Here is a 24,129-nt window from a genome sequence, read left to right on the forward strand (position 1 = left end):
CGTTAAAGAGGGAAATGGTTACAAATAATTGAGAAAATGATAAGAACTTTTAGAAATGATCTAAAGGATTTTAGATCCTGACCGGCTTGAATTTATCAGCAAAAACTTGACATTCCATGTCTTGTTTCATATGATGATATCTATGAGGTGAAACAAATGAAAAGTAATCGTATGTTTGGCATATTATGCATTTTATTAGAGCAGAAAAAAATCACTGCAAAGGAGCTTGCATCCTATTTTGAAGTATCTGTCCGAACCATTCACCGGGATTTTCTGGATTTATCCAGTGCCGGATTTCCGGTTACCGCTCAGCAGGGAATCGGAGGCGGAATTTCGCTGATGCCGGATTTTTGCTATAGTAAATCAGCTCTTAATAGAGATGACATGGACTTCCTTATTGCCGCCATTCAGGGGCTGGCAAGTATCGACGATCAGGTAAAAATCAAAACCCTTCTGGCAAAACTGCGTTTCAGCAATGAGGATCATTTATTGTTGGAAAATGATGTGATTATTGATTTTACTTCCTGGAATCAAAAAAGCACGTTGACTCACAGTATCAAAAAAATCAGATCTGCGATTGCCGGTCACCAGCTTTTAGAAATGTGCTATTATAGCGGAAGCGGTTATTCCCGTAGAACAGTGGAACCCTATAAATTAATTTTCAAAGAAGAAAACTGGTATCTTTTTGCTTATTGTACCTTCAGGGAAGATTTTCGTATATTTAAGGTCAACCGTATCACTGATTTAAAAATCCGGGAAACCACTTTTGTAGAACGGAAAAATTATAAAATTCCTTCTTTGAACAGTCAATTTGCAAATAACAGCGGTGTTCAGGTCTCCATAAGAATGGATCAATCCTTTGAATTTCTGGCAATTGATCTTTTTGGTTTTGAAAATATAAATACAATAGATAACAATTTATTTATTACATTCTCAACCGAGAATCCCCAATGGGTGATCAGTACCATCGCCAGTTTGGGAAATAAGGCTGAAATACTTGAACCGGACAGCCTGAGGAAGGAAATGAAGCAATTTCTAAATCAGGCGAAGAATTTATATGAAATATGACAGACTGTTGTCTTATTTATGCTTTATACTCTGATTTAGGAATAAAAACAGATGAGAAACGGAAGGTGCTGGAAATGACTGTAGAAAAAAAGATTATAGAAAAACAATATTTTTCTGATATTGAGGCAATATTATCCCACAAACAGGATAATGGTGCAGATTATTGGGCTACACCTGATAAGAATCTGATTAAAGGTTCTCCATTTTCAACTTTGGAAAGTGTACTTTATCTATTGGATTTAGGTTTGAATCCGGATGATCCTGTTTTAAAGGCATGTGCAGAACTGATATTCAGTGTCTGGAGGGAAGACGGACGTCTGAAGTTAACCCCAAAGAGCGCGATCTATCCGTGTCATACCACCCATGCTGCCAGTATACTCTGCCGCATGGGATATTCTTCTGATGAAAGAGTTAAAAAGACATTACAGCATCTGCTGGATACACAGTACCACGATGGCGGATGGCGCTGTAATAAATTCAGCTTCGGCAGGGGACCGGAAACGGAATACTCAAATCCCCATCCAACTCTGAATGCCCTGGATGCTTTCCGGTACAGCAATGATTTCGGCAAAGAACCGGCGCTTGATCAGGCTGTTGATTTCCTGCTTTCGCATTGGACAATCCGTAAGCCAATTGGTCCATGCCACTACGGAATCGGCAAGTTATTTATGCAGGTGGAGTATCCGTTTCGCAGCTATAACCTCTTTTTTTATGTCTATGTCCTATCATTTTATGAACGTGCGAGAAAAGACAGCCGCTTCCTGGATGCATTTCATGCACTGGAATCCAGAATGTCGGACGGACAGATTGTAGTGCAGCGTATCAACCGGAAACTGTCCGGGCTTACGTTCTGCAGACAGGGAGAACCCAGTGCATTGGCAACATTGCGGTATCAGGAAATTCTGAAGAATGTGGAACCAAACACGCTCTAAAACGAACAATTTCATCTTAAATTGGGGTTTAGCTGAGTAACCTGACAATCGTTTGATTACCTATAATGGACTTGGACATGCAGCCTACGAAGAAGCCAAAGACTTTTATACACAAGTGAAAGATTTTCTATTGAATTGATTTTGACGACCTTTCGGCTTACAATGAGCAAGTACACCAATTAGTTAGCACTGCATTGGTTTGAACAGACAAAAGGATGGCAACGGAATATGCTTCCGCTGCCATCATCATTTGGAGACAGTCCATTTATCGGCTGAAATTCAGTTAATCGGTATTACCTTAACAGCTTTGAAAAACACGGATTCCTTCCTGCATTCCATAAGGAATCAAATCGTATTTATCTGCCCTGGGTCTTCCAAACCGTGGTGACTGCCTCCACATCTCCGGCCATGCCGACCTGCGCGGCTGATCTGCGCAGTGGTGGGGTCCCAGAAGATTCTTGAAGCCGCCGCAGACCCGGACTATTATTTCGTTATTTCCGGGAACGCAGTATTCTGTAATGTCAAAGAGATAATTTCCATTTACTCCAACCAATCCCGTTTCTATCCCGTTTACAAATAAGGAAGCACAGGTGGTCTCCATCTTCGGAACGGATACTATCACTTTCCCTGCTTTTTCTTTTGAAAATGTATAGCTGTACAGCACGGCCCCTTCATACATAGGATATCCCTGTTCTATCCAGGTTCCGTACTGAAGTTTTTCCTTCTTCGTAATAGTCCAAATTCCTTCTCTTGGAACTACATGGAATTCACCCCGGATATAAACAGGCTCTACTTCCAGTCTGACATCAAATCTATCGGTTTTTAAAACTACAATATTTTCGCCCTTTTTCAGCATCCCGGCAATATCAGCGACTGCAGTAAGGTCATCCAGATAATATCCTTCTCTCCATATAACAGGTTTCCCGTTTAGCATAACTTCATACTGCTGCCCCTGTTCTGCTGCAAGCTCCGCTATTTCCGGAATATCTTCCACGCAGAAGCGGTAAGACGCCGTAAACCCAGTGCCTTCCCCAAATTGATTGCTGTCCAGATAACGTCTCTTATACTGAACCTGGTTATCCCAGGGATTATCCGGATATCCCCGATGCCGGTAGACCTCTTTGCCCGCAAACAGCGCACACATATCCTTATATATCCTGCCGTCCAGCTCCAGATCACAGTAATCTATAATCATGCTGTTTTTTGATTCGGCTTGGATTTTATCTAACACTACCGGAATTTCTGCTTTGTCCTGTACTGCTGGTTTTGAGAAAGTTTCATCTGCGGAATTAATCTCTGGCTCTGACTCATCTGCACCCGGTTGGCCTACCAGGAACATTGCTGATTCATAACGGTCTAAATCCAGTGAAAAAGAAACTTTTCCATCTTTTTCCTGATAAGGATACACCTTTGCTTTGCCATCCCATAAGTCCAGGTATTTCACCTGCCTGCCATCTAACGTTATTACATTTTTCACTTTGCCCAGACTGTGGTTCACAAAATAATAGACATTGTATTTCTCATCTAACACACGTCTCATATGCTCCACTCCTGTCTCAAAGGGGTGCTCTGCTTCGATTCGGCTGTTTAAAAATTCACGCAGCTTTCCCGACATTTCATAAGGGGTATTTACCATTATCCAGTTCTTATGATGACATAATTTTTCTTCCACAACATGGCTTTCCCTGCCCTCCACGTAACCTCCCGGAATGCCAAGACTGATTACATGACCGCCTTCGTCAAGGTATTTCTCCAGCAGATCCACCGTGGTCTGAAGCATATTTTTCATTTCACCGGTTATCAGGATTACCTGATACTCCTGGTTTTTCAGCTGTATCCTGCCGGATATGGATTTGCCATGACGCTTTATAATGTCTTCATTTCCAAGATCAAAATCCCACTGATCATCGATTAATTGCTGCATGGCGGCATAATACGGACGCATATCCGGTGTCTTAGCCAGATCATCCTTTACAACTAATCCCGATGGCTCCCCGTCCATAATTCTCATATATCCGGTAAGTGTGGGGTGCATCAGCAATACGCGCTGTTCCATATGTCCCTGGGATAAAAGTGCGCATACCCTTCCAAAATAATCATTCACACCAGTAAACTGCTCCCACCAGGGCTGTCTCCAGTCAAATGACTGGGGATGATCCCGCTTTCTGGCTCCGATATAGGAGGTATAGGTCAGATGCTCATTGATAAAATTAACACCATTTACCATTAGCCAGTCCCCGATTCTTTTGAAATCCGCCAGTGTGGAATCCCATCCCCCGGCACCAAACGCTTCGCAAAAACATCTTTCCTGTCCGAATTGGTTAACGGCACTTCTTAATTCCTGCATAATTAAGCCCACATGTTCATTGGGCCGCTCCAATAACTTATCATTGACCAGCATATCAATTGCAGGCCATCCCATATATTCAAAATTTGCCATAATATTAGGTGATGTGGTACCAGCGCTCGCCCTTGGCCAATCATCTTCCATATAATGTCCGGTAAGAGCAATCCCGTGTTCCTCACACCATTTTGACAATGGCAGCACAAAATTCCGTACCCACAATTCCCGTGTTGTATCATAATAATCATGGCGTACTTCTTTATCCGTATGTACAAACCACTCTGCTTCTGAGTCCGTAAACAAAGACGGGAGGTAGTCCTCCAGATGATATCCATTTCTCTTGTAGAATTCATGGGAAAACCAATAGCTGTAAGGCAGTGCTTCACTTCCGGCAGTTCCATACACACCGCTTCCGGTTATGGCAGGCTCATCCATAAAAATTGCCGGAATCGCCTTGCCGAATTCTCCGCCAAAGTGATCATAATAAGGCTGGTATACCTTTTCGATAAATGTATCTGTTACTTCTCTGCGCAGGAGGTCTACGTTAGCAAATCCTGCCATCCATCCGGTCGTCTCCCCTTTTACAAACCCCATGATGATAAACCAGTCTGATGTTTCTGCCCACTTATTTCCCGGAAGCTGGGTAATGTCTTTTAATAATCTGATCTTCTCACCAATTTTCTTCCCGCCAGCTATCTTCTCGCAGGCAAATACCCGGACCTGGCTGATATCGTCAAACCATTTCTCTGTCTTTTCTTTTGTCTTCAGCTGATCTTTATGTACCAGCTGATAGCTGACGGAAGTTCCAAGGCAATCCGGCAACTCTGCCGATACATGCCCCCCTCCAAATCCGGAAGGATATGAATTTTCATCATAGATATAGAGCTTCATTTCCCGCTTTTTTGCCGCATCCAGGGCATATCCCCATTGTTCAAACCATTCTGCGGATAAATAGGTAATTACCATTCCGGGTCTTGGATGTACGATTGCCCCTCCGAAACCATGGCTTTTTAATTCATCCAGCGCATGGTCAATCTGGCAGTCTGTCATGGTATCATTCCATACCCACAGCGGAGCCGTCCGCATAATTGCACTTGGATTTTTCAGTTCCTCCATAAATTTTTCCAGTTGAAACCCCATAAAAAATACCTCCGTTCTTATAATAGATATTGCGATTTCTCATCTTCTGCGTTATCATCATTATATCAAGGAATAACCAGTATTCAATCATAATAATTGCGGAATAATATCAAATAATTGCGGAGGTATGCATATGATTCATTACAATATGGATGTCCTGAAGGACTCTTTTACTGCGGCTGTTGCACCTGATTCTGTTAATGCTCCTTTTCCTTTTTCTGTACTGGCAGACGGTATTTTTTCGACCGGACAGAATTATTTTACGGAGCGCTCCGGACAGAATTTTCATATTCTTCTCTATACCCTTTCAGGAGAAGGACTGATTACCGTAAGAAACCAGCAGATTACCCTTTCCAGGCATCAGGCGGTTCTTCTGCCATCTTATGAATACCATCGATATCAGAACGCATCCGCCAGTCCCTGGGATTTTGCCTGGGCACATCTGTCCGGTAGCGGTGCAGCTGACTTTGCAGCTTCTTTAAACATGGAAAAAGTCCATGCTATTTCCCCAAACGACACCGACCATTTTTTCGAAACTTTCCAGAATTTGTACCGGATCACAAAAGAAGGAACACTGCTTTCCTGCGCCCGGTGCAGCCATTGTATTTCCGGATTGCTGACCGGAATGCTGGAGGGTCTGGTACAGGATACCGGTCTGTCCTCCCCCGGGAATTCGGATATTGCCACTACCGTGGAATATTTACAGATGCATTACCAGGAGGCAGTCTCCATTGATGCCCTTCTGGAAAAAGTGCATTTTTCCAAATTTCACTTTATCCGTCTTTTCAAAAAGCAGGTGGGCACAACCCCCTACTCTTATCTGACGGGTTACCGCATCAGCCAGAGCAAACGCCTGCTGTGTACCACCCACGACAGTATCAGCGATATTGCCAATCAGGTAGGATTTACCGGCGAGAGTAATTTTATCCACCAGTTTAAATCCATCGTAGGTGAGACACCTGCGGCATACCGGAAAAATAATTGGGGTTTCTAAACTATTTTTTCCTATATTTGGTAAGATCAATTGCAACTGCTACAGCAATGATAATACCCTTAATCACCTGCTGCCACATTGGGCTTACGGCGATAAACTGCAGTCCGTACTGGATAACGGAGAAAATCAACACACCGCTGACGATTCCGCTGACTTTTCCAATACCACCGTTTAAGGAAACACCGCCCACAACGCAGGCCGCAATTGCATCCAGTTCATATCCGTTACCGTACTGATTTGTGGCTCCCGCTGTTCTTGCTGCTTCCAGTACTCCGGCAACACCATATAAAACAGATGCCAGAACGAAAATCCCCATAATGGTTTTGAATACATTCACACCGGAAACGATTGCTGCTTCCCGGTTTCCTCCGATTGCATACACGTTCTTGCCAAATTCTGTTTTGTTCAGGATAAACCAGATGAGAACTACGAAAAAGATGGCAATGGGAACTAAAATAGAGATTCCCGGAAATCCGCCGATTTCAAGAATTTTTTTCTGTCCCAGCACGATAAAATCACTGCGGATACCGCCGATGGGCTGGGATTTGTTTGGTGCCATGTCAAAATAAAGGGAACATGCTCCATACACAATTACCTGTACAGCTAACGTGGCAATAAATGGATGCATGTCGAATTTCGCTACTAAAAATCCATTTAAAATTCCAAACAGGGCACATGCCGCAATTGCTAAAAGAATTGGAAAAATGACTGCCATGTACGGAAGGTCCGGAAAGAATCTGTTGGCATAATCAGCCGTCTGCAGCATGGAAGTCGAAACGACTGCCGCCAGACCAACCATACGTCCCGCCGAAAGGTCTGTACCTGCTATCAGCAGTGTAAAACAGATTCCCAGTGCTACAATCATTTTTGTAGATGACTGGGTTAAAATATCCAGCAATACCTGCAGCTGCATAAAACGCGGCTGGATAAACATAATCACGACAATTAAAACCAGAAGTGCGATCATAATCGCATTATTTGTAATAAACCTCTTTGCCGTCTTACCTGACAGCTCTACATCTGTACCGTGGAATCTCCGGGCTGCAAGCTGATTGATTCCATAACCCAGGGCTGCTAACCCTACCAGGGCTACATACAGGTAAAGATCATAAAAGACTGCCGGATCTAATGCCCAGTATAGAACAATACCCAAAGCCAGCAGCAGAACTCCTGCTGTAATAAATGAAACGGCAAATGGCTTACGCGCAACCATCTTCCCTGATTTCTGCATATGTATTACCTCTCTCTCTATCAAACTTAAAACCTTGCACAAGGATTAAGAACTTTATTTCATAAATTTCGTTGCACAATTCATGACACTTACCGAGTCTGCTTCTTCTGTTTCTAAAATTCCGGTTACCCGGCCTTCGCACATTACCATAATGCGGTCTGACATTCCCAGTAGCTCCGGCATTTCCGATGAAATCATAATGATAGATTTCCCCTGACTTGCAAGCTTGTGCATAATTGTATAGATTTCATATTTTGCCCCTACATCAATACCTCTGGTAGGCTCGTCCAGAATTAAGATATCCGGTTGGGTCAGAAGCCACCTGGCAAGCAGTACTTTCTGCTGATTTCCTCCGGACAGGTTCTGGATTGCTTCTTCCAGGTTAGGAGTCTTAGTCCTTAACTCTGTATTTGATTCCTTTGCAGCTTTTACCCGTTGGCTCTCTCTCAATATTCCCATGCTGGCATATTTTTTCTGGTTGGCAATCACGGTATTATCCAAAACAGATAGAATCCCGAATATCCCGGTTGCCCTTCTTTCCTCGGTCAGCAGCGCGATCTTTTCTTTAATCGCATCCCGTGGGGATCTGATCGCCAGTTTTTTTCCATTCTTTGCAATGGTTCCTTCCGCAATCTCCCTTAATCCAAAGATCGCTTCCACCACTTCTGTTCTCTGGGCTCCTACCAGTCCGCCAATACCCAGAATCTCACCTTTTCTTAATTCAAAACTAACATTTTGAAAAGATTTGGGAAGCGGTGAACATAAATTTTCTACTTTTAGTATCACTTCATCAAGAGGCGAATATTCTTTTGGAGGAAAACGGTTGGTCATATTTCTTCCTACCATCCTGCTGATAATCAAGTCCGTTGTCAGGTCTTTCGCATCCCAGGTACCCACATACTGTCCGTCCCTCATAATGGTTACTTCATCTGATATCTTCAGAATTTCCTCCATTTTATGAGAGATATAAATGATCGCACAGCCTTTGTCCTGGAGCTGGCGTATGATCTTAAATAAATGGTGTGTCTCATTTTCCGTAAGTGACGAAGTGGGCTCATCCATGATAATAATCTTTGAATGATAACTGACAGCTTTTGCAATTTCAACAAGCTGCAGGCTGGATGCAGACAGGGAGCCTGCCAATGCCTGGGGATCTACGTCCAGATCCACTTCCTGGAAAAGCTCTTTTGTCTTACGGATCATATTTTTCTTGTCTACAACAATTCCCCTTTTGGGAAATCTTCCAAGCCATATATTCTCCATTACAGGCCTGAAACGAATTGGATGCAGCTCCTGATGAATCATAGAGACTCCCAAATCTAAAGCCTGTTTGGAGGTCATGATTTTTTCAGGCTTCCCATCCAGGATGATTTCCCCGCCATCTTCATGATATATTCCGAACAGGCACTTCATTAACGTTGATTTCCCGGCACCATTTTCACCCATCAACGCATGTACACTCCCTTTTTTTACAGTAAGGCTGACCTGGTCAAGTGCCTTTACCCCTGGGAATACTTTCGTAATATTTTTCATTTCTAATACGATATCTCCCATGCTGCCGCTCCTTTCTATCAGAAGGGCTGTTACATTAACATACTGTCAATGAACAACCCTAAGTCTGATATCTATCCCTTTATTTCATATATTCCTGATAATTGTCGGCAGTTACTTTTACATAATCAATCCAGACATATTTGCCGTCGGTAACCGGATAGCCGATATTCTGCTCATTAATTTCTTTGCCTTCTACTGCTGCTTTTGCAACATTAATGGTAGCATTTCCCTGATTGGCTGCATCGTTTAATACGGTACCTAACAGAGAACCATCTTTCATCGCTTCCAATGCAGGAGCTGTGGCATCCACACCAACTACCGGAATATATTTTGCTTTGTCTTCTTTATTGTAGCCCTCTGCCTTCAATGCCTCTACAGCCCCCAGTGCCATATCATCATTATTGGAAATAACTGCCTCAATCTTGTCCAGTCCCTGTCCGGTAATAAAAGCTTTCATTAAATCCGTTGCTTTTGCCTTGTCCCACATAGCGGTATCTGCCGCCAGTTTTTCTGTTTTAAATCCGGCTTCTTCAATGGCTTTAATCGAATATTCTGTACGGAGTGTCGCATCCTGATGTCCAGGTTCGCCCTGAAGCATTACGTACTGGATGGTGCCGTCACCGTTTTTATCAGCATCCGGATTAGCTTTAAAGTAATCAGCAATAATTTCTCCGGATAGCTGACCGGACTGCTCTGCTTTCGCACCTACATACCATACCTTATCGTAGCTTTTCATATCCGTTTCTTCCGGTTCACGGTTTAAAAATACAATAGGAAGACTCTTTGCTTTTGCCTTTTCTATAATAGGACCTGCGGCAGTTCGGTCTACCGGGTTAATTGCAAGTGCAGTTACGCCCTTAGTAATAAAGGTATCTACCTGTTCATTCTGGGTAGGCTGCTTGTTCTGGGAATCCACCAGTTCAAGTTCTATTCCCTCTGCTTTTGCCTGGTCTGTCATAGCTGTTCTTACACCTGTCATAAAGGTATCATCGAATTTGTAAATTGCAGAGCCGATCATTACATTCGCGTCACTTTTCGTTTCGCCGGATGTACTGCCCGCATCTTCGGCAGCGGACTGGGCAGTTCCCGTGGCCGCGGTTCCTCCGCCTCTTGTTCCGCACCCGGACATAACACCCATTGTCATAACTGCTGCTGCTCCGCAAGTCAGAACCTTCATTACTGTCTTTCTTTTCATCTTAAAATCCTCCTTTTTTATATCTCGAATAAGATATGGAAAAATACGATTATGTAAGGCTTATAATTTGCCTTTTCGTTTTTCTTCGTCATTATAGCATTTAAGTATAAAAAGGCTTTAGTATTTAATTTATTAGATTTTATACTATTTTGGGCTTCTTTTTCCTCCAATTAGGAGATTATTAAGAGATTGGTACTTTTTAGGCAAAAAAATTCAGATACCGATGATTTGGTATCTGAATTTTTTCTATAGCTGTGGAACCTGTTCTATTTACAATAAATCCGAAATTTAGATTTTCCATATCCATCATTTACATCCACCTGCCACTGTATCAGAAATACATGTTCTGTTTTACCTGCATGATTCTTATGTTCCATAACCTGATAAGATATTTTTACATCCGGATCATCTATCTCTACTGTACAATCCTCATTCCCTCCGCAGATCTGCACTTTATTGCCCCTGATTCTTGGCACATACCTGGTAACCAGATTTTCCTTAACATCCACCAGTCCGTTCCCGCCTGTAAAGGTATCTGTAATCTGCATCATACCGGTTTCCCTATTGAATCTGATTCTCCTGACAGCTTCATCCAGTTCGTCCAGATCATATGCATTTCCAAAACTGATTTCTACATTGCCATTCTTATCTGCTTCAAACCGGTCACAGGCAAAACGCTCACCTTCCATTTGTAAACTGCCATTAATTACAGGTACATTATGGCCAAGGGAACTATTGCACAATATTTGGTAACGCTTGCCGCTGAAATAATCTTTCGTATACTCCCCGGCCCCCAGATCAGCCAGAAGCATGGTATTTTTACTTAGGTACAAGAAACTGCCCACATCATTATGGTTATGATGTTCCGCATTATTGCCGCCTTTAGCCGCCATGCCGCACATATTACCACTCTGTGCAATATACCACTGAGCCTGTTCAAAAATGACAGGCTCTTTTACCAGCCCACTGTGTACTTTTCCATGAACAGAGTTATTTGTGTCAGGGCAAGGCTGTATGCGTTGGTATTGATTTTCTGAAATTTTCTCCAGATAAGCTTCTACCCATATATAATCCCGGTAAAGTGTCATAAAACGATAACAGCTGTCTGAATCAAATGCTGCCGCACACTTTCGGTTTGGAAACCGGACATTCGGAAACCTGCCCGCCAGATAACAGGTCAGGCCCATATGAAAACAATCGTTCATATATCCATCCGAAAAGCTTACGGTCAATCCTGAATCAAAATAACATTTCTGCTGAAACTCTGCTATGGAGGCTATTTTCTCATCTGCCATCAAGTCTGCTGCCCCATGGCTGTATTCCAGATACTGTTGGGAAAAACCTGCATAATATGCCATTCCATATGAAAAATACGCCAGTCCTTCCATGCAGGCACCATCATCCGTAAATCCTTTCAGATAATGTGTCAGGGAGTATCGGATCCGTTCCAGACATTTCTCCGGTACATCTTTTAATAAATAAATACTTGCACTTCCTATTGCCCCCGCACATACGGCACACCAGTTATTGGTATTGTATTCCCAGGGCTCGCAGGGTGCCTCTGACTGATAAAATGGAGTCAGAACACGGCTTATCACTTCTTTTTTCACATGTTCTCTCAGATCTTTTTTCAAATCCTGTTGAAATATAGTGATCAGCTCTGCCAATGTCTGCCCGGTCTCACAGGCAAATAGGTCCACTGTATTTCTCCAATCCGGATTGTTTTTACGATCTGTATGAGCAGGAAGCGCCCAGCTGTTCTCCATACAGACTGCTTCAATGACTTCTTCCAGTTTATTTAGATCTTCTTTTTTTCGCCCAATCCAATAAGCCATTGCATATACCGCCAGATATTTCCTTCTGATAAAATAATCTTCTTCATAGATCATACGGTTTCCTGTCTTTTCGAACAGCGAAAATTTCTCTTCCGTTAATTCCGGCATGGGCTGGTTTCTCAGCTCCAAAGCATAATTTTCCACACAGCTTCTGTATTCTGCCAGATATTTTTCCAGGTACTCTTTCATACGATTAACTGACCGCCTATCCTTTTTATTCTCACATTTCTATATTACCAAAGTATTGATCCTGAATGATTTTATTCTCTAATTTATTTTCAATCAGTTCATTTTCTTTAAAAACATTAAAAATACAGTTATTGATGCTGACTTTCGTAGTTCCATAGTCTTCTAACGCATGATTTCCATGAAAACAAATGGTGCTGTCACCAATTACGGAATTTGTTATATGCACGATATCTACCGGAGTGCCGATCTCCATAAGGTGTATTTTCTTTTTATGAAGAACCCGGATGCCATCAAATAATACTTTTTCCTGGTAAGGCACCTCAGCCCCGGGATAATAAGACCTGCTGTATCTGTCATTATCAAAATGTATGGAAAAACCGGTTCTGGGTTTCTGCAGGAAAATATTACGAAACATTACATTTCTTACGCCTGCAGTATAGGTTATCTCATTCTGTACAACAACCCAGTGTATTCCTTCTTCGATTTCCATACCCTGTTGGTGAGAAGGGCAGATGGTGGATATATATTCTGTCCCGTCTGCATCTTCTTTGACACGATATAGCTTTCCATTGGCAGCCACCGTATCTGATTTCTGCAATTTTATCCCCGGAAACCAATCTGTCCAGCCCCCGGCCAGCATACGGCAGAAATATCCGTCCGTAGTCTCTCCATCATGAGTCAGATCCTGGCAATTATCGATCAGACCATCCTCAATCCATCCCAGTTCCGGATTTCCCACATCGTAATCATGTCCGTTCAAAGCAATGGCGTCGTCATAGGTGTCGAAGATTCCATCCCGAATTGTAAAGCGCCTTCCCCTGCCTAAATGCACACCGTCTTTATCCCCTTTTATAATTATATTCTGTATTGTAATATCTTCAAAAGTGCAGACCTGTATGCCATACTGCAGTTTCCCCAGATCCATGCACCGAAACCCCGTAATCAGCAGATCCCGGATGTAGAAAAAAGCTAATTGGCCATGAAGCCCCTCAACCTCAAACTTTCTGATGTCATTTCCATTAACAGCCAGATGCAGGTTATGGATCTGAATTCCGGTATCATAGATTCTTGTCAGTGCGCCCTGATTTAAAAATACATGAGCGTATTTTCCAAGGTCTTCTGTTTTTTGTATGATAACACCATTTCCAAAAATCAATGTGGTGCAGCTGCTCAGATAGACTGTCCCTGCCAGCCGGTAGGTGCCCTGCCTGGTTATAAGAATTGTCCCGCCATCTTCTACAGCAGACTGCAGGGCTTTTTGATTTTCAACGCCGTCAGCATCCGGGGAGAATCCATAGTCAAATGCATTTTTAAATCCTTCTTTTAATAATGTTGTCATTGAATCGTTCTTCCTTTCTTTTGTCTCATTGGCTTTCATGCTGCATTACGGATCCTTCTACATATACTTCTACGATTGTGATCCCTTTTTTTATTTCATATTGGAGATAGGGAAGCAGGGTTCTTGGATGGAGCAGGTTTACATTTGCTTCGCACAAAATCACTTTGCCCATTCCCTGTCCTTGTTTTAATTCTATGCGGCTTCTTCCCCGGTTGCTGCGGGTCTCTGCATATCCCTCACGTTCTGTGCAAATGACCTCATTTATTTCATCCACCGGCAGTGGAAATCCACCCTCTGCAGCCATACAGTCCTCTTCTGCCCTGATGATATGGCGCCTGAAATGGCCTGCTCCATTTGGAACCAATACCGTCTCTACTTCTACCCCGCTCATCGGGCTCCACCATGAGAGAATCCTGTCTTCACTGATCTTAACCCTTTCACACCTGCGCCTTACATGATAATATCCGTCTCTGTAAAAGGCGAGCATATTATCAGGTGCTGTCTGAGCCAGGGAACAGTATGAGCGCGGTGTCTGAAATCCAAAATAACTGGAATAGGCAAATTTACTATATTTTTCAGCACAATGAACCGGTTCCCACTCTGCATACTGTCCGGAGGTAAGCGCTGTAACATATCCATCCTTACCTCTTTGCATCATCATCATAGGCTGCTTTAAAACACGAAGTTCCTTTAACTTTGGCAAAGGTTCTTCTTCTGCCTCCCAAAATGGATGATTGGATGGCAGTGCCAGAATTAAAAAGCTCTTAAATGCCCAGTAGGGTGAATTAGGTGAATTATAACCTTCCCCCACTGTCAGATTCGGGTAACAGTAACCCAGCGTCAGCTTATCCTCACAGTCCAGAATCGGCTTTTCAAACCAATATCGAAAGTGCCTGTTTATGATTCCTTTCATTACACCCCAGGAGAATACTTCTTCGTCTGCAAAAGCCATTGCACACCAGAATCCCGCCTGAGCAAACCGGTATGTAAGAGAACGTCCATAGGGAAGCGCTTCCCCCCGCTCACCAAACCAGTAAATATAATCTTCTGCAAATAACCTTGCCCGCTCTCTGTATTTGGCAGATCTTACAGGATCCTCATTTTTTTGTACCTGTGCATAGATTAGAGAATAGAAATGCATGGCAAATCCAATATAATAATCTACCTGCTTTGTGGCTCCGTCTGAATACCAGCCATCCCCCAGATAGAAGTCATCTATCCTGTTCAAATCCTGTTCCAACTGTATCTCACTATATTCTGCATTTACATTCTTCAAGCCGCAATTAACCAGTACCCGGAAAAAAAGCCAGTTATTATCCGATATTCTGTGCTGGTTTATCTGCATCAGCCACTCATGAAAGTTTTTCTTATCTTCCAAAGCAAGCGGCTCCCAGACTTTCCCGGGAGCCAGCAGCAAAGCCAGACCAAAAACTGCCATTTCCACGTAAGCCTGTTCGCCATCTCCGTAGCTTCCCCAGTATTCCTCAGATTTTTTATCGCTTCCATGCATAATTCCCCGGCAGATGAACTCATCCAGGCTGCTTTCACCGCCTCCTGCCCACAGCGGTACCAAACCCCAAAGTATTCTTGAGAAGCCTTCTAACCCAATTGTGCTGCTGCCATAGTGCGTTGCCGTATATCCGATATTAAGCCTTGCTTTTCCCGGGGAGTAATATTCCTTTAAAGCATCTGCCATCGTTAATAATGCCTTACTGTAATCTTCCCTGGTTTTAAAATTGTTACGATCCATTTCTGCTCCTCTCTTACCAAAACAGCACATCGCTTTCTGCTATTTTCATCAGTGCTTCTATAAAATAATAATCTCCATAGATAATTGGAATATTTGTTCCTTCCCCATACCGTTCGGTTCCGCAGATTACAATTCCATCTTTATTCATATCCCAGCTGCAATAGTTTTTCTCGATACTGCGGAGTATTTTTACTGCACATTTCTGGTACAGTCCTCTTTCTTCCTCCGGTACAGCTTTCCCGATCTCCCACAAACCGCACGCTGCTATCGCTCCTGCCGTGGTATCTTTGTAAACCGGTTTTTCAGGTGCACGGAAATCACAGGGCGGCACATAATCCCTTTCCAGAGACAGTGCAGCCAGAAAGTAGTGTGCCGTCTTTTTAGACGCATTCAGGTATTTTTCATCTCCCGTATGCAGATAGCTTAATAGGAATCCATAGATTGCCCATGCCTGTCCTCTGGTCCATGCAGAACCTTTCTGAAATCCCTGTCCACCCATTTCCTCTATGAAGTTCCCATCCTGAAGGTCAAATGAAACAATATGCCGCACACTTCCATCCTCACGGATAAAATGATCCATCACCTTATCCGCATGACTTTTGGCTATATAGTAAAAACGAGGATCCTTCAGTTCCCTGCTTGCCCAATAAAGAATAGGTATATTCATCATACTGTCTATGATTGCCCACCCTCCATTCTCTTCTCCATTCCAGGCTCTGATGAAATTCCCCCGTATGTTGAATCTGGATGCCAGCACCGATGCCGCATGAAGTCCTCTCTTTCTGGACCTGCTGTTTTGCGTAATCCGATAATCTGCCACTGCAGAAGTCAGCCACATGAATCCCGCATCATGATGCAAACCTTCAAAATGATTAAGCGGAATATCCAGCATACTTTCATAATCTTCAGCCAGTGTCCTGTACTTTTCATTTTTGGACATCAGATAGAGTTTCCAGAGTATGCCGGGATAGAAACCATTGGTCCACCATTCATAATCATGCTCATATTTTGATTCCCGGAATCTTCCCTGCTCTAATGTATAAGGGAAAAAATCTTTGGGATTTCTGTCCGTTATTACGCTATATTTTTCCTGAATTCGCTGCAGCACCTCTGCAGCCCAGATCTGATCCTCCGTTTTGCTCATACTTATACCTCCTGCATATCGCAGGTCTGCCTGCGATACTACCTTAATAAGTAGTTTGAAAGTGCTTTCCTTTCAAACTTGACACCATGAATAGCGCAAGCCTGCCTGTGCTATTCCCAAATCAGTAGTGTGAAAGCGATTTTCTTTCACACTTTCCTCCATTGAAAAACTGTACCATCCTAAATGGCATAGAATGATACAGTCCGGTTCTCTATTTACTTTTCCATGTATCAATCTGCTTTTGCAATTCTTCTACGATTACCGGCAAGCCCGCCTGTTCTAATTTTTCTTTCTTCTCTGTAATAAATGCATCGATGTCATTGGCGGTAAACTGGCCGTTAAAATACTCTTTATTCACTGCAGACACCTGCGCTAATTCGGCTTGTACATTCGACGGGTTGAAAGTAAATCCACGTAGTACGGACACCTGGGCTTCTCTATTCAGTTTATCTGTTTCTTCCCATAATCCTTCTTCCTGACCCGGTAAGTACCATGCATTAAACTGGTTACCGATTTTCCATGCGTATGCGCTGTAATTATAGGTAGAATCCTCTGCCGGTTCCACACTGTTTTCTCCTGTTTTTGTATAATGGGTTCCTTCTAAGCCAAATAATAATTCATTAAAGATTTCCTTATCCGTGTATACCAGATTTAACAATTTCATTGCTGCTTCCGGATTCTTGGAATTGATATTTACAGCTGTCATCGTTTCAATTCCGGATGTTGACTGAACATAAGAACCTTCAATAGGCACTGCGATATATTCAACTCCCTGTCTGGAGGAGAATTCTGCACCCTGTCCCGGTTTATAAGCACTCAGGGAGCACACATAGCGGTTTGCTTTTACGTCTGCAGAATTATCTGTCACGGTTGCAATATCCTGTCTTATATATCCTTTTTTGTACCACTCATTATCCAGTTTCATCTGTTCTTCAATAACATCGGTAGCCGGGATTAAGGTTGCCTCCGGGTCATCCTTTCTAATATATGCACTAGAATTATTAGCTACCGTTGCCAATCCTTCATATTCTTTTTCAATTGCAGGATCTACCCTTTTATCGATTGCAAATAAAGCAGGCTCATTTTTGACGATTTCATCCATAAAAGGTTCCAGTTCCCGGATATCTTTTAATGATGTTTTATCAAATCCGTACTTGTCAGCATATTCCTTCTGAATTACAACGCCCAGCTGTCTTGCAATCACCTGCTGGTTTGGAACCGCATAGAGTTTTCCGTCTACTTTTGCAACATCCAGCAGCCATTCCGGCATAGAATCTTTGATCCCCTGACCATACTGCTCAAACAATTCATCGATAGGCATAAATGCGTCTCTGGAAATATTCTCATCAAAGCTGTTTAGCCAGTTTGAAGTAAATACAAGATCAAAGTCTTCTCCGGCTGTACTGGCAAGCTTCATTTTATCGTTAAATTCACCCTGTGGAATTACATCCATTTCCAATTGGATATTAATTTTCTCTTTCAGCTTCTTGTTCAGATCTTCCATAACCATATCATGATCCTGTGCCTTGTCACCGAATACGCACCATTTTACGGTAACTGTTTCATCTGTACTGCTGTCTTTTGCAGTTGTCCCAGCTTCTGATTCCTCTTTTGTACCGCTCTCACTGGATTCTGTCTTCACTGCCTCTGTTGTTTCCTTGCTGCCTGTGGAACATCCTGCAAGCATACTCGCGGTCAATACACCCGCCATACCTAAAGCCGCTAATCTTCTTTTCATTAATAAAATCCTCCTTCAATTGTTTTATATAATAAATGTTTGCACAATTATTTCTTATATGAGCTTGCTTATATGAGATTGCTTATATGAGCTTGCTTTTCTGATTCTTGCTTATATAATTCTTTCTTTTCGATTCTTGCTTATATAATTCTTGCTTATCGATTCTTTCTTTTCGATTCTTGCTTTTTTGTTTCTGGCTTCATCATCCTTTAACAGCTCCCACCGTCATACCTCTTGTAAAGTATTTCTGGAAAAACGGAAAAATCAATAGCATGGGGCCTATGGCAACAACCAGCATCGCCATTCTCAGATTTTCTCCAGGCAGGTCCTGAAGATTTACCATTGCAGGCGCATTCTGCATTGCATCCAGCAGCGCCCTCAGATTCATCATCATCCTTTGCAGCAGATATTGAAGCGGCACCAGTTTGTCATCTCTGATATAAAGCATTGCATTATACCATTCATTCCATTTCGCCAGTGCACTTAAAAATGCTACCGTAGCGATTACCGGTTTGGATAATGGGAGTGCCAGTTTAAAGAAAATATGATATTCACTTGCCCCGTCTATTTTTGCTGCCTCAAACAGTGCTTCCGGAAGCTGTTTGAAAAAGGTCCGCAGCATAATTATGTGGAAAACATTGATCAGGCTTGGCAATACCAGTGCCATTAAAGTGTTTGTCAAATGCAGATACTGGGTATTAATAATATAGCTTGGTACCAGTCCCCCACTGAAAAGTGTAGGGAAGAAGATGAAAAATGTCAGTCCTCTCTTAAACCGGAAGTTACTCCTCGCCAGGCAATACGCTGTCATTGACATGAACATGACTCCCAAAAAAGTACCTGCTATTGTGATAATAATTGTAACCATATAAGAATTAATAATCAGTTCCGGGTTCTTAAACAAGTATTGATAAGCTGTAAAGTCAATTTTCCTTGGCAGCACTGAGAACCCGTTTACCGCCAGATCTGTTTCCCCGGAAAGGGAAGCAGAAATGATAATCATAAATGGCAGGATACATAAGATTCCAAAAACGATAAAGAAGATATGTACCAGTATACTTGTTTTTTCTTTTTTCTGATCCTTTATCTGACCCATTTTTTACTCCTCCTTTCTTAGAACAATGCATTATCCGGCGACAGTTTTTTCACTATAAAGTTGGTCGTCATCAGTGTCACAAAACATATGACAGACTGGAACAGTCCCACTGCACTGGACATTCCGATATTCCCCTGCTGCATTAATGCCCGGAACACATAAGTGTCAATAACATCTGTTGTAGGGTAAAGTGCTCCCACATCCCGTGTAACATTATAGAACAAACCGAAATCCGCACGGAATATTTTTCCTACATCCAGTATTCCCATGATAATAATAATCGGCACAATCTGAGGCAGCGATACGTACCAGGTCTTTTGCAGTTTTCCTGCACCATCTATTTCCGCCGCTTCATACAATTCATTATCCACACCCATTAAAGCAGCATAATAAATAATACTTCCAAGCCCCACACCCTGCCAGGTCTTTGTTATCAGTAAAATAAACGGCCAATACTTCGGTTCTGAATACCAGGATATTCCTTCTTTTCCAAAGAACGCTAATATCTGATTCATTAAACCTCTGGTTGGGTCCAGCAACGCATATACGATATATCCAACTGCAACCCAGGATATGAAACTAGGAATAATCGATGCTGTCTGATATATTTTTACATGTCTGGCTTTCTTAACTTCGAACATTATCAGTGCAAATATAACACCGCAGATAATACCGATTACAATAAACATCAGGTTTAATCCGATTGTGTTTCTGGTTACTCTCCACGCATCCTGGGACTTTAAAAAGAATTCAAAATTCTTGAATCCCACCCATGGACTGCCAAATATCCCTTTTGGCACTTTGTAATCCTTAAAAGCAAGAACAACCCCGGACATTGGCCAATAGGAAAAAATGGACAGTAATATAATGGTAGGCAAAGCCAGCGTTAACAACTGCAGATTATCTTTGAAATGTCCCTTCTTCCCTTTCACTTTTCTTCTCTCTTTTATCAATTGATTCCCATCCTTTCTCTTCGTTTCTGTTGTGTTTACTCCATAAGTATACTGAATATTCCTGGAAGTTAAAATGACACAAAACGGAAAAAAGGGGGTACAAATTTGACCTGTGCACCACTTCTGACAACACTTTTAACTATTGATTAAGGGGAATCTAAGCTTTACTGTGGTTCCAACTCCCTCCCTGCTGTCAATGACAATGCCATATTCCTCACCAAAATAAAGCTTCAGCCGCTGGTTGACGTTTGTAATGCCTATATGCCCGCTTTCCCTGATCATCCCACTTCGCATATTCTGGTTGAGTTCTGCAACTTCCTCTTCCTTCATTCCAAGGCCGTTGTCCTTCACACACAGCTGCGCCACTCCTTCTGTGATCTCTCCGGAAACACTGATAATTCCTTTATTACTCAAATGCTTGATTCCGTGATAGATGGCATTTTCAATAATGGGCTGTAAAATAATGCGTATTGTCTTACAGGTGTACAGCAACTCCGGTATTTCCCAGACCACCTCAAATTTATCCTCATAGCGCTTTTTCTGTATCTCAAGGTAGCACTTACAATGATCTATTTCCATTTTCAAAGGGATGATGATATCCGTATTTTGTAATGACATCCGCAGCATTTTCGATAGCGCTGACGTCATTTCAGAAATCTCATTTTTCCCTCCCAAAAGGCCAATTGCCATCCAATTAATCGTATCCAGTGTATTGTTAATAAAGTGGGGGTTAATCTGGGACTGGAGTGCCACAGACTGTGCTTTTTTCAACAGTCTGACCCGTTCTAAAAGCTCCTCCTCCACATCCTTTTTCTTACGAACGGTCTTCTGAATGGAATCCATAATATACATCAATTCATCTTTGCCTTTGAGCATATCATCCTCCCCTGTCAATATATTGCTGTACTCCTTAATTGAAGAAAATATTGTTTCTATGGGACTGAAAATACGTATGGAAATTAAAGTTGCAAGACAGAACGTAATCAGAACCATAACCAGCAGAAATGTCAGCATAAAATTGCGGATTGTACTTAATTTATTCTGATAAGTCTGAAGATCAAAGTATGATATCACCTCCAGTCCTGACTCTCCCAAAGACTTTGAAGAAATACAGAATTGCTGGTTAATAACGGCACTGTCCTTCTTACTTTCCCGAAATCCTTTCATGTTTTCTATTGGCTTGCCTGTCTGCTGCATATCGTTGGACAACAATATATTTGCACCGTCACTGACACAGATCTGAGCCTCATCTGACAGATTTAGTTCCTTTATTAATTCATCCAGCCGGAGATTCATAACAATTGTTCCGGTACAAAGTGACCCGTAACAGATATCCTGAAAGATAGACAGCTGCATCTGGGGATATCCCCGTTCATTGCTGGTAGTCAGCATAACCCACTGCCTGTCCTTTTTTGCCTGCCCCGTATACTGCAGCAGGCATTCCCTATCCCCAAAAGTTTCAAAATCACTGATCCCCTCCATGGTAATCACCTTATCACTTTTAAAAGAATGTATATAAATGCTGTCTATATAATCTTTGGAAACTACCGGCAGCCTGATCAGTTCCGAGATACTCTTAACCTTATAATTCAGCTGTCTGATTTCTTCCGTATCATACATGTAAAGCTCTACATTTGAATTAAATCCAATGTAAATTAACTGGGTTCTGGCTTCTTTTACCACTCTTTCCAAACCGGAAACAGCCTGATTCAAGATGGTTTCGTTATAAGACTGAATTTCATTTTTCTGCATATTATTATAGGAATAATATGCCAGAACAACCGTGCCTGAAATCGGAACAATGATTAACATTAAAAGCAGTATCAGATTCTTAATAAACAGGCTGTTAAACTTATAATCCTTTACATATTTTTTTACCACTCTGCTAAATTTCATCTGTTCCTCCGCCTATATTTAATACTTTCCCCCGGTATTCACTTGGATTCATTCCCGTCTGCATCCGAAAAAGCCTTGAAAAATACCTGGGTGTTTTATATCCCAGAGCTTCACTTACCTGATAGGTTTTATATTGGGGATTCTTTAATAATTCGATTGCTTTTTCCATCTTCATTCTAGTTACAAACTGTGTGAAATTTTCCCCGGTCTGCTTCTTAAACAGCCTGCTCAAATAAGACGAACAGATAAAAAGCTGATTGGCAGTCTCTTCCTGTGAAATATCTTTGTGGATATTATCAATAATATAACGCTTTGCTTTACTGATTAAAGCCGTTGTATCATAGTACTCTTTCTTTTCCTCTGCCAGTTTGATCCGGTCAAAGATACGGTCACAATAAGCTTTTAACTCTTCCACACCACTAAAAGACAACACCTGGGAATAATTAAAGTATGTACGCAGGGAATCGGATAATTTTACGTTTACTTCCTTTATTACCGTGTTCATTGTGGATAAAATCTCTATTACAAAATTATTGCGGAAGATAGAAGGCGCTGTATTTAATTCCTCCAGTATACTGTGAAAGATCTTCTGGGCGGTGACCATATTTCCCAAACTAATATTGGACATAATCAGTTTCTTCTGCTCCTGAAGGTGCTGTTTTAAGCTCTCTTGGGAATACCCCTGGCTAAAAATCCCCTCCTGGATTCCATTGATGTCAAATATATTATGATAAATCTGTTTTATTTCATATCCAGCCTGAAAATGAAAGCTGCTCATTAGTTCCTGTACCAGCAGTTCCAGCTCTCTCTTGCAGATTTCAAGTGCATCTGTTTCATCACTCTGCTTTATCAGAACACCGAATATTTCCAATATTTCCCCTGATTTAAATACCAGATGGAAATACATTTCTTTATGATAAATCTGTAGAAAATGATGGATATTTATTTCAAACTGGTCATAATTGTACTGCCAGACATGCTTCATAAATTCCGGATAATTTTCTATCCGGATATCAGCAAGCAGGCAGTGGCACAGGTTGATATCCATCTGTGGATATAAGACAGCCATCCTGCTTCTGATATACTCCTCGCTTCCAGCCACACCTAATATCAGATCTGAGAAAAAGCGTTCTTCCAGCAGCGGAATTGCCTCCTCCATCCGGTATTTTTCTTCCTGCGCTTTCCTTTCCTGTTGTTGTTTCTGATCCAGTTCCAACTTCAGCTTGCTGAATGTTTCTATTAAATTGTCAACATCAATGGGCTTTAGCAGATAATCTTCTGCTCCGTATTTAATTCCCTGCAGTGCCAGTTCAAATTCCTGGTAGCCACTGATCAGAACTACTTTACATGGCATTTTGTGGTCAAATACATACTTTGCCACTTCAATGCCCGAAATATGGCTCATTTTAATATCTGTCAGAATAACATCCGGTATTGCATAATCCAGATATTCAATGATTTCCTGCCCATCCGTAAAGATATCTGCAATCTCAAACCCCAGATCATTCCAGTCGACTACATTTTTTAAACCTTCCCTGATTATTTTTTCATCATCTGCAATCAATAACTGATACATTTTTTCCTCCTTCTCATTTACACTGTCTGCTATTAGACAGTTTTTCTCCCTTTATCCCTGTCAATACCTCGTTGAAATTCATTTCTATTCATCCATATAAATAATTGACCACCCGGTCTATTTCTGTTATACTACAAATAGACCGGTCGGTCAAT

At 41.9% G+C, this 24,129-nt stretch carries 16 protein-coding genes; 3 read left to right on the top strand and 13 right to left on the bottom strand.

What is annotated here, in order from left to right; genetic code table 11:
• Nucleotides 1-156: 156 nt before the first annotated feature.
• A complete protein-coding gene (locus RHS_RS11640) occupies nucleotides 157-1,068 on the top strand; it encodes a WYL domain-containing protein (RefSeq protein WP_047833265.1) in 912 nt (303 codons plus the stop codon).
• 74 nt (nucleotides 1,069-1,142) lie between these two features.
• Nucleotides 1,143-2,000 carry a prenyltransferase gene (locus RHS_RS11645; RefSeq protein WP_047833324.1) on the top strand — a complete coding sequence of 286 codons (858 nt, stop codon included), beginning with the start codon at nucleotides 1,143-1,145 and terminating at the stop codon, nucleotides 1,998-2,000.
• A gap of 298 nt (nucleotides 2,001-2,298) precedes the next feature.
• Here the strand turns inward: RHS_RS11645 and RHS_RS11650 are convergent, their stop codons facing one another.
• Complete coding sequence (locus tag RHS_RS11650) at nucleotides 2,299-5,484, bottom strand: glycosyl hydrolase (protein WP_047833266.1); 3,186 nt, start codon at nucleotides 5,482-5,484, stop codon at nucleotides 2,299-2,301.
• Between the two features lie 133 nt (nucleotides 5,485-5,617).
• Between RHS_RS11650 and RHS_RS30865 the strand changes: the two genes are divergently transcribed.
• Nucleotides 5,618-6,478, top strand: coding sequence for a helix-turn-helix domain-containing protein (locus tag RHS_RS30865; RefSeq protein ID WP_395022136.1), 861 nt, complete (start codon nucleotides 5,618-5,620; stop codon nucleotides 6,476-6,478).
• A 1-nt stretch (nucleotide 6,479) separates the two neighbouring features.
• Here the strand turns inward: RHS_RS30865 and mglC are convergent, their stop codons facing one another.
• From mglC to RHS_RS11715, 12 genes are all read right to left on the bottom strand, one after another.
• On the bottom strand, nucleotides 6,480-7,709 hold the full coding sequence (gene mglC / locus RHS_RS11660) for a galactose/methyl galactoside ABC transporter permease MglC (protein WP_027292979.1): 1,230 nt from the start codon (nucleotides 7,707-7,709) through the stop codon (nucleotides 6,480-6,482).
• A gap of 54 nt (nucleotides 7,710-7,763) precedes the next feature.
• Nucleotides 7,764-9,263, bottom strand: coding sequence for a sugar ABC transporter ATP-binding protein (locus RHS_RS11665; protein WP_027292980.1), 1,500 nt, complete (start codon nucleotides 9,261-9,263; stop codon nucleotides 7,764-7,766).
• Between the two features lie 79 nt (nucleotides 9,264-9,342).
• A complete protein-coding gene (locus RHS_RS11670; protein WP_047833267.1) occupies nucleotides 9,343-10,458 on the bottom strand; it encodes a galactose ABC transporter substrate-binding protein in 1,116 nt (371 codons plus the stop codon).
• Between the two features lie 266 nt (nucleotides 10,459-10,724).
• Nucleotides 10,725-12,482, bottom strand: a complete 1,758-nt coding sequence (locus RHS_RS11675) for a heparinase II/III family protein (RefSeq protein ID WP_047833268.1) — start codon at nucleotides 12,480-12,482, stop codon at nucleotides 10,725-10,727.
• Between the two features lie 31 nt (nucleotides 12,483-12,513).
• Nucleotides 12,514-13,821, bottom strand: coding sequence for a hypothetical protein (locus tag RHS_RS11680; RefSeq protein WP_395022139.1), 1,308 nt, complete (start codon nucleotides 13,819-13,821; stop codon nucleotides 12,514-12,516).
• A gap of 25 nt (nucleotides 13,822-13,846) precedes the next feature.
• The gene (locus RHS_RS11685) at nucleotides 13,847-15,571 is read right to left on the bottom strand and encodes a DUF2264 domain-containing protein (protein ID WP_044289197.1); all 1,725 of its coding nucleotides are present in this window, start codon (nucleotides 15,569-15,571) and stop codon (nucleotides 13,847-13,849) included.
• 13 nt (nucleotides 15,572-15,584) lie between these two features.
• Nucleotides 15,585-16,715 (bottom strand): glycoside hydrolase family 88 protein, encoded by a 1,131-nt coding sequence (locus tag RHS_RS11690; protein WP_047833269.1) that lies wholly within the window; start codon nucleotides 16,713-16,715, stop codon nucleotides 15,585-15,587.
• 211 nt (nucleotides 16,716-16,926) lie between these two features.
• Complete coding sequence (locus tag RHS_RS11695) at nucleotides 16,927-18,453, bottom strand: ABC transporter substrate-binding protein (protein WP_044296353.1); 1,527 nt, start codon at nucleotides 18,451-18,453, stop codon at nucleotides 16,927-16,929.
• A gap of 202 nt (nucleotides 18,454-18,655) precedes the next feature.
• On the bottom strand, nucleotides 18,656-19,549 hold the full coding sequence (locus RHS_RS11700; protein ID WP_044288958.1) for a carbohydrate ABC transporter permease: 894 nt from the start codon (nucleotides 19,547-19,549) through the stop codon (nucleotides 18,656-18,658).
• Nucleotides 19,550-19,566: 17 nt separating this feature from the next.
• Nucleotides 19,567-20,481 (bottom strand): sugar ABC transporter permease, encoded by a 915-nt coding sequence (locus tag RHS_RS11705; RefSeq protein WP_047833327.1) that lies wholly within the window; start codon nucleotides 20,479-20,481, stop codon nucleotides 19,567-19,569.
• A gap of 156 nt (nucleotides 20,482-20,637) precedes the next feature.
• A complete protein-coding gene (locus RHS_RS11710) occupies nucleotides 20,638-22,398 on the bottom strand; it encodes a sensor histidine kinase (protein WP_047833270.1) in 1,761 nt (586 codons plus the stop codon).
• Nucleotides 22,388-23,974, bottom strand: a complete 1,587-nt coding sequence (locus RHS_RS11715; RefSeq protein WP_047833271.1) for a response regulator — start codon at nucleotides 23,972-23,974, stop codon at nucleotides 22,388-22,390. The genes RHS_RS11710 and RHS_RS11715 overlap by 11 nt, the downstream gene beginning before the upstream one ends.
• Nucleotides 23,975-24,129 lie beyond the last annotated feature (155 nt).

It is taken from the genome of Robinsoniella sp. RHS, from assembly GCF_001029355.1.
GTDB lineage: Bacteria > Bacillota > Clostridia > Lachnospirales > Lachnospiraceae > Robinsoniella > Robinsoniella peoriensis.